This window comes from Streptomyces sp. NPDC104309, from assembly GCF_055584025.1.
Genome location: NZ_JBVJMV010000008.1, coordinates 121,793 through 136,215 on the forward strand (window position 1 = coordinate 121,793; position 14,423 = coordinate 136,215).

The 14,423-nt window shown below is 72.2% G+C and carries 12 protein-coding genes; 1 reads left to right on the forward strand and 11 read right to left on the reverse strand.

The window, feature by feature from the left end:
• Position 1 precedes the first annotated feature (1 nt).
• The 5 genes from ACZ68L_RS14410 to ACZ68L_RS14430 form a co-directional block, all read right to left on the reverse strand.
• Positions 2–1,183 carry a C40 family peptidase gene (locus ACZ68L_RS14410; RefSeq protein WP_469577042.1) on the reverse strand — a complete coding sequence of 394 codons (1,182 nt, stop codon included), beginning with the start codon at positions 1,181–1,183 and terminating at the stop codon, positions 2–4.
• Between the two features lie 175 nt (positions 1,184–1,358).
• Positions 1,359–3,950 (reverse strand): outer membrane protein assembly factor BamB family protein, encoded by a 2,592-nt coding sequence (locus ACZ68L_RS14415; protein ID WP_469577044.1) that lies wholly within the window; start codon positions 3,948–3,950, stop codon positions 1,359–1,361.
• 108 nt (positions 3,951–4,058) lie between these two features.
• Positions 4,059–4,325: a hypothetical protein gene (locus ACZ68L_RS14420; RefSeq protein ID WP_469577046.1), complete on the reverse strand. Its 267-nt coding sequence runs from the start codon at positions 4,323–4,325 to the stop codon at positions 4,059–4,061.
• A gap of 17 nt (positions 4,326–4,342) precedes the next feature.
• The gene (locus tag ACZ68L_RS14425) at positions 4,343–5,089 is read right to left on the reverse strand and encodes a TetR/AcrR family transcriptional regulator (protein ID WP_469577048.1); all 747 of its coding nucleotides are present in this window, start codon (positions 5,087–5,089) and stop codon (positions 4,343–4,345) included.
• 145 nt (positions 5,090–5,234) lie between these two features.
• Entirely contained in the window at positions 5,235–6,170 is a 936-nt protein-coding gene (locus tag ACZ68L_RS14430) for an AurF N-oxygenase family protein (protein WP_469577051.1), read from the reverse strand.
• A 177-nt stretch (positions 6,171–6,347) separates the two neighbouring features.
• Here ACZ68L_RS14430 and ACZ68L_RS14435 point away from each other — a divergent pair, with 177 nt between their 5' ends.
• Positions 6,348–7,469: a ferritin-like domain-containing protein gene (locus ACZ68L_RS14435; RefSeq protein WP_469577054.1), complete on the forward strand. Its 1,122-nt coding sequence runs from the start codon at positions 6,348–6,350 to the stop codon at positions 7,467–7,469.
• 208 nt (positions 7,470–7,677) lie between these two features.
• Here ACZ68L_RS14435 and ACZ68L_RS14440 read toward each other — a convergent pair whose 3' ends face one another.
• The 6 genes from ACZ68L_RS14440 to ACZ68L_RS14465 all read right to left on the reverse strand — a co-directional run bounded on the left by ACZ68L_RS14440 (position 7,678) and on the right by ACZ68L_RS14465 (position 14,376).
• Entirely contained in the window at positions 7,678–8,160 is a 483-nt protein-coding gene (locus tag ACZ68L_RS14440) for a DUF3291 domain-containing protein (RefSeq protein WP_469577057.1), read from the reverse strand.
• Complete coding sequence (locus ACZ68L_RS14445) at positions 8,157–9,224, reverse strand: amidase family protein (RefSeq protein WP_469577059.1); 1,068 nt, start codon at positions 9,222–9,224, stop codon at positions 8,157–8,159. The genes ACZ68L_RS14440 and ACZ68L_RS14445 overlap by 4 nt, the downstream gene beginning before the upstream one ends.
• A gap of 4 nt (positions 9,225–9,228) precedes the next feature.
• Entirely contained in the window at positions 9,229–10,686 is a 1,458-nt protein-coding gene (locus tag ACZ68L_RS14450) for a peptidoglycan D,D-transpeptidase FtsI family protein (RefSeq protein ID WP_469577061.1), read from the reverse strand.
• Between the two features lie 97 nt (positions 10,687–10,783).
• The gene (locus ACZ68L_RS14455; RefSeq protein WP_469577062.1) at positions 10,784–12,163 is read right to left on the reverse strand and encodes an FtsW/RodA/SpoVE family cell cycle protein; all 1,380 of its coding nucleotides are present in this window, start codon (positions 12,161–12,163) and stop codon (positions 10,784–10,786) included.
• Positions 12,164–12,280: 117 nt separating this feature from the next.
• Positions 12,281–13,594 (reverse strand): ATP-binding protein, encoded by a 1,314-nt coding sequence (locus ACZ68L_RS14460; RefSeq protein ID WP_469577253.1) that lies wholly within the window; start codon positions 13,592–13,594, stop codon positions 12,281–12,283.
• 32 nt (positions 13,595–13,626) lie between these two features.
• Positions 13,627–14,376 carry a hypothetical protein gene (locus tag ACZ68L_RS14465; protein WP_469577063.1) on the reverse strand — a complete coding sequence of 250 codons (750 nt, stop codon included), beginning with the start codon at positions 14,374–14,376 and terminating at the stop codon, positions 13,627–13,629.
• Between the last annotated feature and the right edge of the window lie 47 nt (positions 14,377–14,423).

A 14,423-nucleotide genomic window follows, 5' to 3' on the forward strand; every position in this document is an offset into this window, starting at 1 on the left:
CCTAATCCTGGGGCGCCGACGACGAGGCGTACCCCGCGTCCGAGCCGGCGGACGCGCTCTGCGGGAGCTGCGGCAGCTGGTACGCGGAGAGCGGCGTGCTCTGCGGATCCGGCCGTACGGCGCCCAGCAGCGGATTCGACGCCATGGGCGAGACCTTCACCTGGGAGCCGGGCCGCGGCGCCTGCACCACCAGCCCGTTGCCGATGTACAGCGCCACATGAGTGGCCTCCGGGAAGTAGATCACCAGGTCACCGGGGCGCAGCGCGTTCAGCGGCACCTTCGGCAGCTGCTGCCACTGCTCCTGCGAGGTCCGCGGAATGATCCGGCCCGCCTTGGCCCAGGCCTGCGAGGTGAGTCCCGAGCAGTCGAACGAGTCCGGCCCCTCCGCGCCCCACACGTACGGCTTTCCGATCTGCCCGATCGCGTACTCCACCGCCGCGCCGCCCGCCTCGGACGGCGGCCTGGTCGAGGACAGGGCGCCCGAGGTGACCAGGGCGCCCTGAGCCTTCGCCGTGCCCTGCTGTTCCAGCCGGGACAGCTCGGCGAGCTGCGCGGCGGAGAGCGTGGCCAGCTTCGCCTCGACGGTCCTGAGCCGCGACCGTACGTCGTCCCGCTGCTTCCGCTGCCTCGCGGCCAGGACCTGCTGCCGGTCCAGTACCTTGCGGGACTCGGCCGCCAGGTCGTGGGCGCGCTTCTCGGCGCCGGTGAGCCGCTTCACGGTCGCCGCCCGCTCGGCCGCCGCACGCCGCAGCACATGCTCCTGGTCCAGGAGGTGCTGGGGATCGCGGGCCAGCAGCAGCTGCATGTACGAGGAGAAGTCGGACCGTCCCTGGTACTGCTCCCGGGCCAGCTGCCCCGCCTGATCGTGGCTGTCGGACAGCGCGGTCCGGGCGGCGGCGAGGGAGGCGCCGAGCCGCTTTGACTCCGCCGCGCGCCGCTTCAGCTCCGCCGCGGTCCCGTTGTACGTCTCGGTGGCCTCCTCGGCCTGCTGGTACAGCTTCCGGAGCTGGGTCAGCAGCTGGGCGACGCTCTTGTTCGCGGCCGCCGGGGCCGGGGCGGCGGACGGCTTCGCGGTGCCGCTTGTCACGGGGTCCGGGACCACGGGCGCGGCGACTGCCTGCGGGGTCACGAGGAGCGTGGCCAGGGCCGCGGTGCCGACCGCACACAGGACTCTGCCTGACACGACATCACCTCCGGTGGCGGGGCGAATGATGGGAGTACCCCATAAGTGAGCGCAACGGATCAATACGGTCACTCGGTGTCAGGAGATGCAAGAACCCCGCGGTGTGGCGGGCTGCGGGTTCGCCCGGAAGGCGGTGGCCGGATGCGGACCCCAGGGGTTCCCCACGGGACAGCCCTCAGGCCACCGGGAACGCGTAGAAGATCCGGTCGCGCTGGACGACGACCGTTCTCCCGGTCGCCAGCACCCGGTACGGCGCGGTGACCGTGGGTCCCTTCGGGTCCTGGGACCCGATGTCCTGGAACTTCCACAGCCGCCGCCCGTCCTCCGCCGCGAACGCGGTGACCTGGGCCGTGTCCGCGGCCAGCAGTGTCCTGCCGGACGCGCTGAGCGTGACCGCGGGGGCGGCGGGGCCGGGTGCCGCCTCCGTCGAGCGCCGCCAGCGCAGCCGCCCCGACTCCCGCTCGACCGCGCCCACTTCCTGATCGCGGTTGGTGGTGTGCAGCAGGGTTCCGGAGGCGACGGAGGTGCCGTACGCGGTCCCGGTGGTGCCGTTCACCGTCCACTTCGGCTTGCCGTCGGGGAGTGCGAACGCCTGGAGGTCGTCGCCCACCGCCGCGTACAGCAGGCCGCGGTCGTCACCCATGGCCGCACCGTCGGGCGCGACCGTGCCGAACGACCTGCTCCACAGCAGCTTCCCGGTCTTCCGGTCGAAGCCCCGGAAGACGGCCTTCCCCTTGGCGGACTTCACGTCGCCGGAGGTGAGCGTGGCCGGGCTCTGACGTACGACGAGGTCGTCCTGCCCGACCGCGATCAGCCGGTAGACGGGGGCGGCGGGACCGCGCCCGGTGGGCACGGGGGTCCGCCACAGCTCCTTGCGCCGCAGGACGTCGTAGGCGAAGAGGTAGGACGTGACGGCCTTGTGGTCCTTGCCGCGCTTCTTGCCCTTCTTCGGGGGCGGGGCCTTGACGGTGACTTCGTTGGAGCCGGTGAACCAGACCACCGGCCCGGAGCCGCCGACGATCTCCGCCACCGCGAGATTCGGCACCCCGGTGAACTGGTCCGCGTAGCCGACCCGGTGGGCCACCTTGCCGTCCTTCGGCGACAGCCACAGGAACTCGGACGGACCGGCGACGAAGCAGAGGTCCTTCCCGGCCGGCAGCGCGGCCTGTCCCTTGGCCGCGTCAGCGTTCTCCCAGGCCCGGCGCCCGGTGCGCAGATCGACACCGGTGGCCCCGTTCTCGCCGGTCAGCACGAGCAGCCGATCGTTCCAGAGGGCGGCGGTGAGTGGTGACGGTTCGGCCGCCGGGTGCGTGTACACCCAGCGCGGCTGCGGGGGCAGCCCCGCGACGGCGGGGCCGCTGCGGCGCGGCGCGGGCTTGGGATCGTCCGTCGTACCGCCGTCCCCGGACCCGAGCGCGAGCGCCCCGCCTCCGCCGACGATCAGCCCCGCGGCCCCGGCGGCGAGCCCGATGAACAGACCGCGCCGGTCGACGGTGGGGGAGGGAGTGGGCCGTACGGGGACCGGCAGCGGTACCGGCGGGAGCACGGCGGGGAGCGCGGCCGGGGGTTCGGCGGCCGTCCCCGTGCCGGGTCCGGTGAGCTCGCGCGGAACGGACAGCTGGGTCGTGGGCCGGTCGGTCCTCGATGCCTGGCGCCCGATGCCCCCGAGCTGCGCGGTACGGGTGTCCCGGGCGGGGAGGAGCTCACCGGCCGGGGCGGGTACGTGGGCAGCCGGGCCGGCCGTCGCGTCCAAGGGTGCGGCGACGGGCGCGTCGGCCGGCCCGGCTGCCGGGGTGGCATCCTCGGGTCCGTCGACGGCCCCGTCGGCCGGTCCGCCCACCGGAGCGTCGACCGGATGACCGGGAGCTACCAACTCCCTTACCTGTACGGCCTGTTCCGCCACCGCGGCTGCCACCCGCTCAGACAGCCAGCCGTCCTTCGCCGAATCCGCCGCCCCCTCCGGGGCCAGCTCCGCCGCGACCGTCCCCGCGCTCGGCCGGTCGGCCGGGTCCTTCGCCAGGCACCGCGCGATCAGATCGCGCAATTGCGCCGGGACCGCGCCGAGTTCGGGGTCGGTGCGGGCGATCCGCTCGGCGCCCTCGGCGGCCGGACCGTCGGCGAGCGGGGTCGTGCCGGTCGCCGCGTACGCCAACAGCAGGCCCAGTACGAAGAGATCGGAGGCCGGCCCGGGGTCCTCGCCTTCGACCTGTTCCGGGGTGAGATAGCCGAGCCGTACGGACAACTGCCCACCGGGCCGGGCCTCGGCGGCGGCCGCGGCGCCCAGCGGGCCGAACGCGGTGAGCCGCGGCCCGTCCTCGGCCAGCAGCACCGTCCGGGGGGCGAGGCCCTGGAGCACGGCTCCGGTGTCGTGCACCCGGGCGAGCGTCTCGGCGATGCCCGCGCCCAGTATCCGGACGGCACGCTCGGGGAGCGGACCCATGACCTCGATCGCCTCGGAGAGCGTCAGAGCGGGTGTGTAGGGGACGGCCGTCCACGGCGGGACGTCGTCCGCGTCTTCGGCGGAGGCGTCCAGCGACGGCTGGACCCAGCCGCCGGCCAGCCGCTCCGCGGTGCGGGCCTCCGCCTGGAAACGGCGCCGGAAGGCGGGCAGTGCGGCGAGTCCGGGACGGGCGGCGGTGATCACCACGGGTCTGCCGCCGGTCGCGTCGTGCGCGAGGTACTGCTCGGCGCTCGCGGTCTCGCGGAGCCGCGCCAGTACGGCGTACGGACCGATACGGCGTGGATCGTCCTGACGCAGCGCCTCCATGGCGCACCCCCCTTGCTGACCGTGCCCGGCACCAGAGCGTCGATCTTAGACCGGCCGGTCCGGACCGGCCGGTCTCCCCGCCCCACGGCCACGCGGGGCCGCCACCCCTCAGTCCGGCTTCGACCAGGGCCACTTGGGGCTGTGCCGCTCACGGCCCTCGGGGGCGTACTCGTACACCCAGCCACGCGGGAGCCCCAGCCGCTTGGAGTGACCGGCCGGGATCCTGCGGTACGCGTACACGGTGGCGGGCCCGCCGTCGGCGGCCGGTACCGGGACCTCGTACCACTTGGGCGGATGACCGGTCGGGCCGACGAGGACGGGCAGGACCCGCCCGTCCAGGGGGCCGCCGGTGAAGTGTGTGTTCTCGCTTCGCACCGCCCCAGTCTGACCGATCAGCCCTCGGGCAGCAGATGGGCGGCTCCGCCGACCACCGGGATCAGCCGCTCCGCCAGCCGTCCGGCCGGGCCCGCTGCGGTCTCCTGCGGCAGCAGTTCCGTCACCGCCGAGGCGGTCTCCGGGTCCGTCGCCGCCGTGGCGGCCAGCAGCACGATCAGCTGGTCGACCAGCCAGTCGCGCAGATCGGCCGTGGCGGGCCGCTTCCCCTCGTCCAGCCAGATCAGGGACGCCGCCTCGACGGCCGCGATCCAGGTGCGCACCATCATCCGCAGCCGGGGCCCGGGAGCCGTGCCGCCCCGGCCCAGGTGCAGCAGGATCTGCTCGGCCGCCGCCCGCCGTACCTCGTCGACGATCGCCGTCGTACGGGAGGTCCCGACGACACTGCCGCCGCGCAACAGTGCGCTGAACCCGGCGTCGTGCTCGTCCACGAAGGCGAGATAACGGTCGAGCACCCGCTGCACCCGCTCGGTGGGCGGTCCCACGGGCGGCTCGCCGAAGCACAGGATCAGCTTCTCGGCGGCGGACCGGAGCGCCGCCTCGTACAACTGCTGCCGCCCGCCCGGGAAGTAGCGGTAGACGAGCGGGCGGGAGACTCCGGCGACCGTCGCCACCTCGTCCAGTGAGACCTCGTCGGGGGCCCGGTGGGCGAAGAGGGTGAGCGCCGCACCGAGGAGCTGGGTGCGGCGTTCCTCGACGCTGAGCCTTCGGTAGGCGCGGGTCGGCGGGGCTGCGGCGGAGGTCATACGCCGAAGCCTAGGACCTCTCCGGCGGAGCAGGCGTGGCCCCGGCCGTGATCCGCCGGACGGGCCCCGGCCGTGATCCGCCGGACGGGCCCCGGCCGTGATCCGCCGGACGGGCCCCGGCCGTGATCCTCCCCGAGGGGACGGTTCAGGCCAGCAGGCCCGAGCTCTTCCACAGCCTGCGTCCCACTCCGTTGAGCACCCCGATGTCGTCGAGGAAGTCCGTCAGCCGCTTCGCGCCGCTCTGCATGACCTCCGCCCGGTGGCCGCTCGCCTTCACCTGGGCGACGGCCTCGCGACGGTCCAGGCCGACGTTCTCGTAGGCCTGCGGATTGATGAAGCAGACGGAGAAGACCCGGGCCGCCTCGCCGCAGCTCACCCGGGTGAGTTCGCGCTCCCAGCGCGGGGCGGTCACCATCTGGCGGCGCAGCTCCTCACGGGCGTACCGGACGTGCCGGGCCTCCTCGACGACATGGATGCGGGTCACCCCGCGCACCAGTGTCTGGACGCGCTCGTCCGGGAACGTCAGCCGCTGCATCCAGTCGAGGATCTCCTCGCCGAGCAGGGTCGCCGCGAACGAACCGGGCGTGGTGGAGATGGTCTTCAGCACCCGTGCGAGGTTGTGATAGACGCGCGGCACGGGGTAGTCGGGCGCCTGGCTCCACTTGATCATGCGGCCGAACATCATCGAGTGCCGGCACTCGTCGGCTATCTCGGTGAGCGCGTAACGGACGTGGTTGCTGGTCGGCGGCTTGTCGTAGATGTGCCGGACCAGCAGCTGCATGAGGATGATCTCGAACCAGATGCCCAGCGAGGCCAGTGACGCCGCCTCGTGCCTGGACAGGTCCATCCGCTGTTCCTCGGACATCTTCCGCCACAGCGGGGTGTCGTAGAGCGAGACGAGCTCGGGCGGCCAGAACCATGTGCCGTCCTCGGCCCCCGCGTCCCAGTCGAGTTCCTTGTCCGGGTCGAAGGAGTGCTTGGCCGAGGATTCGAGCAGCCGCTCGGCGATCTGTTCACGGTCCCGGAGCGGGCCGAGTGCGTCGCGGAGCAACTGCACGTCGCGTTCGGTCACGGTCGTCATGGCTGGAGGCACCTCACATGTGGGTTACCGACGGTCATCCCTTATGAGACTGCTTGTCAGCAAGGCCGTCAATCCCTTGCGCGTTACTTGTTGACCCGGTGTCTAGCAGCGTGTGAACCTGCCAACTGAGGCAACCGCCGCGGAACTTATCGGAAACGCAAGGCGAAGGAGCCGTCCGTGTCGACACACGACCTCTACACCACCGCCCCCGACACGCCGCTGTGGCAGGTGCCCGCCTCCGGTGCGGCCCGCTTCAGCTGGGACTACGACGACGGCCGCGAACGCCTGCTCGCCCTCTACCAGAAGGGCAAGGACAAGCAATGGGACGGCAACAAGCGCATCGACTGGTCCCTGGAGGTCGACCCCGCCGACCCGCTCGGCACCCCCGACGACGCCCTCACCCTGTACGACACCCCGCACTGGGCGAAGATGACCGAGAAGGACCGGGGAGAGCTGCGCAAGCACTACACCGCCTGGCAGTTCAGCCAGTTCCTCCACGGTGAGCAGGGCGCCATGGTCTGTGCGGCCAGGATCGTGGAGTCCGTGCCCGACCTGGACGCGAAGTTCTACTCCGCGACCCAGACCATGGACGAGGCCCGGCACGCGGAGATCTACGCCCGGTTCCTGCACGAGAAGATCGGGATGCTCTACCCGATCAACGACAACCTCCAGGGGCTGCTCGGCGACACTCTGCGCGACTCGCGCTGGGACATGCCGTACCTCGGCATGCAGGTCCTCATCGAAGGGCTCGCCCTGGCCGCGTTCGGCATGATCCGTGACACGACGAACAAGCCGCTGCCCCAGCAGATCCTGGCGTACGTCATGCAGGACGAGGCCCGGCACGTCGCCTTCGGGCGGATGGCGCTGCGGGACTACTACAAGCAGCTGAGCGACGCCGAACTGCGCGAACGCGAGGAGTTCGTCATCGAGGGCTGCTACCTGATGCGGGACCGGCTCCGGGGCGTCGAGGTGCTGGAGAACTTCGGCGTCGGCAGGAAGGAGGCCCATGACCTCTCGGAGCAGTCGCCGTTTCTGCAGCTCTTCCGCAAGCTGCTGTTCAGCCGGATCGTGCCGTGCGTCAAGGACATCGGTCTGTGGGGCGAACGGCTCCAGAAGGCCTACGTCGACATGGGCGTCTTCGAGCTCGGCGACTCCAGCCTGGACCTGCTCATGGCCCAGGACGAGGAGACCGCCGAGCAACTCGACCGCGACCGGTTCGCGGCCGAGGAGCGGGCCAGGGTCGCCGAGGTCGAAGAGGCGATGGCGCAGGGCGGCGCGGCGGGCCCGTCGGCGGAATGAGGGGGCGGGCGCGGCCGCCGGGGACGGCAGGGGGCGGTGGGGTGCCGGCGCGACGGCTGTGAGCCGCGCGCCGGTGAACCGGGGCGTCAGGGCTTTCGTGACCAGTGCCGTTCGCCCTGTCCGCCCTGCCCGGCGGGGCCCGTCACGACCGGCACCGTTCGCCGGGCCCGGTCGCCCCTTGGTGGCAGGCGCCCCTCGCCCCGCCGGCTCAACCCGTCGCGAACGGCGCCGGGAAGGGCTTCCGCAGGGTGAACGCCCGCTCCGTGGGCCCGTGTTCGCGCAGATGGCGCAGGCGTTCCTCGGCGTCCCGCACTGTCGGGCGCTCGCCCGCCGGTACCCACCACAGGGCCGTCATCGCCTCCTCCACGCGCTCGAACCACTCGCGCCGCCGCGCCAGCAGTTCGCGGTGCTGTCCCTGGTACATGAACGCCGTCAGCGCGTCCGTGTCGCGCCACACCGACATGTTCACGATCAGCCAGCTGTCCCCGAGGACCGGTACGTCGGTGGCGTTGCCGGTCTCGCTCTGCAGCCGCCAGACGAAGCCGGCCGCCTCGTCGGCGACCGCGTTCACCGGGTCGAGCGCGTCGACGAAGTCCTTCAGTTCGGGGGAGTCCAGAGGGAATCTGAGGCGGGCTATGTTCACCTGGGCCAGTTCGTGGCCGGTGCCGGTCTGCCGGTCGCTGAATGTCATGGCCGCACGATAATCAGTGCGCTCTCGACCGCACGGGCCATTCCGAGCAGCGAGCCGTCCGCCCCGCGCTCCGCGACCAACTGGAGTCCGACCGGGCAGCCATCCGCCGTGAATCCCGCGGGCACACTCGCGGCGGGATGTCCGCTGAGGTTGAACGCCCAGGTCAGCGCGGTCGAGTAGAGCTCGCCCGGACCGTCGTGCCCGTGCGGGCGGTTGGGGGTGGCCGGGGTGAGCAGCAGGGGCGTACGGGCGAACAGGGCGTCGAGCCGCAGGTCGTTCTCGCGTCGGATCTCCGAGGCGGCCGGGGTCGGCTCCCCGCCGCGGACCGCCTGCCACGCGTCTCGCGGATCGAGCAGCCCGCACGTACGGTCCACGAGCCGCACCACTCCGGCCGTCACGAGCCGCCGCACCGCCCGCCGGACGACGGACCCGACCTCCGGATCGACCTGCGCGTACCCCAGATCGGGGCTGAGCACGGCGGGGATGGGGAGGGCCGTGGTCGCCGGTTCGTAACCGTCCAGGACACAGCGCAGGAACGTCTGGGCGTGCACCGCCGAACGGGCCAGCACCCCGGCGGACGCGAGCCCGGACCGGTCGGGCGACGGCAGCAGGCCGTTCGTCGTCTTCAGGCCGAACACCCCGCACCACGCCGCCGGGATCCGGACCGACCCCGCCCCGTCGCTGCCGGTCGCCAGGTCCACCAGATCCGCCGCGACCGCCACCGCCGCACCCGCCGAGGAGCCGCCCGGGGTGCGGTCGGGGCGCCATGGGTTGACCGTACGGCCGTGCGCGCCCAGCCCCCACGTCCGCCAGGGCGTACCGGGGCCGGGCACCGAGGTCGCGCCGACCGGGAGGCCACCGGCGGCGATCAGCCGCCGGGCCGTGTACGAACGGATGCCGGCAGGACCCTTGACCGCGAACGGCATTCCGCCCAGCGGGCGCCGGCGGGCGGATTCGGCCCCGGCGGCCACCCTCTCGTGCCACACCTCGATGAACGCGCACAGGCGCGGATCCTCCCGACCGATCCGCTCCAGCGCCAGATCCGCCGCACCCGCATCCGTCACGCGCTCAGCCTCCCAGAGCCGCCCGCATGACGGAACGGGCGATCGGGGCCGCGCTGCCACCGCCGCTGATGTCGGCCCGGTCGGCGGCGGCGTCCTCGACGACCACGGCGACCGCGACGGCCGGCTGCCCCGAATCCGGCGCCTGCGCCCAGGAGATGAACCAGGCGTACGGCCTGCCCGAGTTGTCGATGCCGTGCTGTGCGGTGCCGGTCTTGCCGCCGACCGTCACCCCGTCGATGGCGGCGTTGGACCCGGTGCCCTGCTCCACCACGTCGACCATCATCCTCCGCAGCCGCGAGGCCGTCCGCGGGTCCATGGCCCGGTGGTAGGTGCGCGTGCCTCCGCGGTGGACGGTCGAGCCGCCTCTCGTGGTCGTACGGTCCACCAGATACGGGTACTTGAGGTCGCCGCCGTTGGCCACGGCCGAGGCCACCATCGCCATCTGGAGCGGTGTCGCCGTCGTGTCGAACTGGCCGATCGACGAGAGCGCCAGCTGGTCGTCCGACATGTGTGTGTCGAAGTTGCTCTTCGCCACCCCTGACGGGATCTTCAGCCCGGTGTCGTTGAAGCCGAACTTCCGCACCGCGTCCACCATGCCCTTCAGCCCGACCCGCACCCCCAGTTCCGCCATCACCGTGTTGCAGGAGACCCGGATCGCCTCGGCGAGCGAGGCGTTCTCGCAGCCTTCCGCCTCGTTGGGCAGCACGGTCGTCGTGCCCGGCAGCACATAGGGGGACGGGGTGTCGGTCTCGGCGTCGGGATCGGTGACGACGCCCGTGTCGAGCGCCGCCGCCGCGGTCACGATCTTGAAGGTGGAGCCCGGCGGATAAGTCTGCCGGATCGCCCGGTTGAGCATGGGCTGGCTCCTGTCCGCGTTCAACCGCCGCCAGACGTCGGTCACGGAAGAACCGGTGCCGGAGAGCAGCCCGGGATCGTACGAGGGGGACGAGACCAGCGCCAGGATCCGGCCGGTCGTCGGTTCGACGGCGGCGACCGCGCCCCGCCGCCCGCCGAGCCCGTCGTAGGCGGCGCGCTGCATCGTGTCCTTGATGGTCGTGACGACGTTGCCGCCGGGCTGCCGGCCGCGGGTGATCTCGTTCCACAGGGGGAGCGGGGCGAGCATCGGGTCGGTGCCGGAGAGGATGTCGTCCTCGGCGTGCTCGATCAGGGTCGTGCCGTACGTCTGCGAGGCGTAGCCGGTCACCGGCGCGTACAGCGCGCCGTCCTTGTACGTGCGCTCGTACGCGAGCTGCTCACCGGTGTTGTCGGAACCGGTCACGGACGCGCCGCCGACCAGGATGTTGCCGCGCGCCTGATGGTAACGGGCGATCGTGAGACGGCGGTTGGCCGGGTTGTCGTCCAGACTGTCGGCCTCGAAGACCTGGATGCGCGCGGCGTTCAGCAGCAGCGCGACGAGGAGCACCAGACAGAGCGCGGCGGCCCGGCGGATGTAGCGGATCACGGCCTGTCCTCCGGGGCCGGCGGCGGGTGGGGGGTCACGGCTCGCGGGTACGGCGGCACCGCCTGCTCGTGCGTGCGCACCGCTCGCGGGTATGGGGTCACGGCTCGTCCTCCACCATCCGTGCGACGATTCCGGTCTCCACGTGTTCGGGGTGCGGTCTGCGGGCCTGGTCGCTGACCCGGATCAGCAGCGCCACGATGATCCAGTTGGTGACGACGGACGAACCGCCCTGGGCGAGGAACGGCATCGCCATGCCGGTCAGCGGGATCAGCCCCATCACCCCGCCCGCGATCACGAACACCTGGAGGGCCAGGATCGAGGCGAGACCGATCGAGAGCAGCCGCCCGAAGGGGTCGCGCAGGGCGAGGCCGGCCCGGTAGCCGCGGGCGACGAGCAGCGCGTACAGCAGGAAGATCGCGGTCAGCCCGGTCAGCCCGAGCTCCTCGCCCGCGGTCGCCAGAATGAAGTCGGACTTGGCGGCGAAGCCGATGAGGATGGAGTGGCCGAGCCCGAGTCCGGTACCGAGCATCCCGCCGGCGGCGAACGCGAACAGCGACTGGGCCAGCTGACTGGGGCCCTGGCCCGCCTTGATGGTGGCGAACGGGTCGAGCCAGTCCTCGACCCGGCTGTGCACATGCGGTTCCAAGGAGCCGACCACGAACGCGCCGACGGCGGCGAGCAGCAGGCCGACGGCGATCCAGCCGGTCCGGCCGGTCGCCACGTACAGCATGATCACGAAGAGGCCGAAGAACAGCAGTGACGTGCCCAGATCGCGCTCCAGGACCAGCACACCGACGCTGAGCAGCCAGATCGCCACGATCGGGCCGAGCACCCGCCCGGTGGGGAGCTGGAGCTTCCAGATCCTGCGGCCGGTGTACGCGAGGGCGTTGCGGTTCGCGGCGAGATACGCGGCGAAGAACACGGCGAGCAGGATCTTGGCGAACTCGCCCGGCTGGAAGGAGAATCCGCCGACCCGGATCCAGATCTTGGCGCCGTTCACCGCGGGGAAGAAGATCGGCACGATCATCAGGACCAGGGCGGTGGCGACCGAGAGATAGGCGTACCGCTGGAGCACCCGGTGGTCGTGGAGGAAGACGACCACCACGATGAAGAGCGCCACTCCGAGCGTGGACCAGATCAGCTGGGTGGGGGCCGCCTGGTCCTTCGGGGTCTCCAGATCGAGCCGGTAGATCAGCACCAGGCCGAGCCCGTTGAGCAGTACGGCGATCGGCAGCAGCAGCGGATCGGCGTACGGGGCCCGGAAGCGGACCGCGAGATGGGCCAGGAGGGCGAGCAGCCCCAGGCCGGCGCCGTATCCGGCCACATCGGGCGGGACCGCGCCGTTCTTGGCCAGGCCGACGGCGACGTAGCCGTAGACGGGGATGAGGACGGCCCCGATGAGAAGCAGAAGCTCGACGCCGCGCCGCTTGGGCAGACGTAGATCGGGCGGGGGCGCGTCCGACGTCGTTGCGGTCATGCCCGCAACGTAGCAAGAGGTGGTGTCTATTTCCCTTATGTCATAGCGGGTATGTCCGGATGTCCGTAAAGGCGCGCTCGGCGTCCGGCAGCGGCGGGGTACGACGCCGAAGCGCCGTCACTTCTCCCGGTGCGGAGAGAAATCCGGATCGTCGCGGCTCTCCGCGGCCCCGTCGTCGAGCAGTACGTACTCGGGGAGCGTCAGCCGCGCCACCGCTCCGCCGTCCGGGGCGTTGGAGAAGACGAGACCGGCGCCGATCTCCGCCGCCTGCCCGACGGCGATGGTCAGCCCGAGACCGTGTCCCGTGCCGCCCTCGGTCCGGAACCGCTGCGGACCGTCCTCCAGCAGATAGTCCGGAAAGCCCGGCCCGTGGTCGCGTACGGTCACCGTCGGCCCGTCGACCGTCACCACCACCGGGGGCCGGCCGTGCTTGTGCGCGTTGGTGATCAGATTGCCCAGCACCCGCTCCAGGCGGCGCTTGTCGGTCTCGACCCGCACGGGCGCGTGCGGGCCTTCCCGGCCGCCCTCCACGCAACGGATCTCGGCCTCCGTCCCGGACGCGCGCACCACGCGCTCGACGAGCGGCGCCAGCTCGTGCACGTCGAGATCGACCTGTTCCGTACGGGCGTCGAGCCGGGAGATCTCCAGCAGGTCCTCCGTCAGCGCCCGCATCGTCCGGACCCGGTCCTGCACCAGCTCCGACGGCCGCCCCGGCGGCAGCAGTTCGGCGGCGGCCGAGAGGCCGGTCAGCGGGGTGCGGAGCTCATGCGCCACATCGGCGGTGAACCGCTGTTCGGTCTGCAGCTTGCGCTGGAGCGTGGACGCCATCGTGTCCAGCGCGCCCGCGACGATCGCCACCTCGTCCTGGGGGCGCGAGGGGTCCGCCGTGCGCGGGTCGTCGACGCGGGCGTCGAGGTCGCCCGCGCTGATCCGGCCGGCCACCCTGGCCGTCTGGTGCAGTCTCCGGGTGACCCGGGTGACGGCGAGCGCGCCGACCAGCAGCGTGGCGCCGGTGGCCAGCAGGGAGGAACCTACGATCGCCCCGTCGAGATCGTTGATCGTGCGGGCGCTCTGGCTGTAGTCCACCGCCGTGGCCAGCGCGCGGCCGTCGGCCGGAGCCGCCGCCCACATGGCCGGACGCCCGTCCTGATAGGCGACGAGCGTGCCGCGTCGACCGTCCACGGCCAGTGCGCGCAGGGAGGCGGGCAGCCCCGGCGGATCGATGCCGGAACCCGGTGGGAGCGCCTCGCCCGTCTCGTACGCGACGGTGACGTCCTCCAGTCGTGACAGCGCCTTCTCGCGGGCCTGGCTGACGGTCTGATGCGTGACCTCGCCGTGGACCAGCACGCTCAGCAGTGCGGCGAGGGCGCAGCACATCACGGTGATGAAGACGGCCGACTTCCAGGTGAGCGTCGCGGTCCAGGAAGGCATGCGCGGCCCGCGCCGGGCCGTCCTGTGCCGGCTCACCGGCGCTCCGCGGAGATGCCGACGGACGGCGTGGCGGTCGGCGGGGCGGTCGTGGTGTGCGGGCGCGGGGCCGGGGACGGAGGTGTCCGCAGGATCTCGTCCTGGGTGGGCAGCATCGCGCGCTGCCGGCTGTCCCAGGACCAGGCGGTGCGGTACTCGTAGCCGATGATGGCCGACGGGGCCCGCATGATCAGATCCCGCCCGGCCAGCTGGACACTGATCACGGCGTCCGAGGTGGACAGGATCCGGGTCAGACCGCCCGCCTCCGGCATGTAGACCCGTACGGAGAGCTGGTGGTCCGGCAGCTGGATGCCGACCACCATCTCGTCCTTGCCGTCGCCCGTCAGGTCACGGAAGTAGGGCTGCAGCACGGGACAGGAAGCCGGATCGGAATGGCACGCGTCGATGCGGCGGACCGTTTCGGCGGGCAGCTCGGCGGTGCCGCTGGACCGGTCGGGCCGGGCCTTCAGGCCGGCCTGCACCACCGCCACCGGATCCAGACGGTGCACATTGCCGTCCGGGACCTTGATCCCGGGGATGCGCGCGGTCTCGCCCTCGCCGTAGTCGTACGGCGCGGCGGAGGCGGGCGGCAGCTCGGGCCAGAGCAGGGCGGGCCCGACGGCGTTCGGGGCCGGCCCGGCGCTCTTCAGCCCGCCGCCGACACCGCAACCGGCCAGCAGTGCCGCGCCGACGACGGCCCCGACGGCCGCCGCCGTGCGGTTCCGTATCCGGCGCTCCCGACGCATGACAGCCTCCCTTTCCGTGGTCCATACCTCATAGACCTTATTCGGAA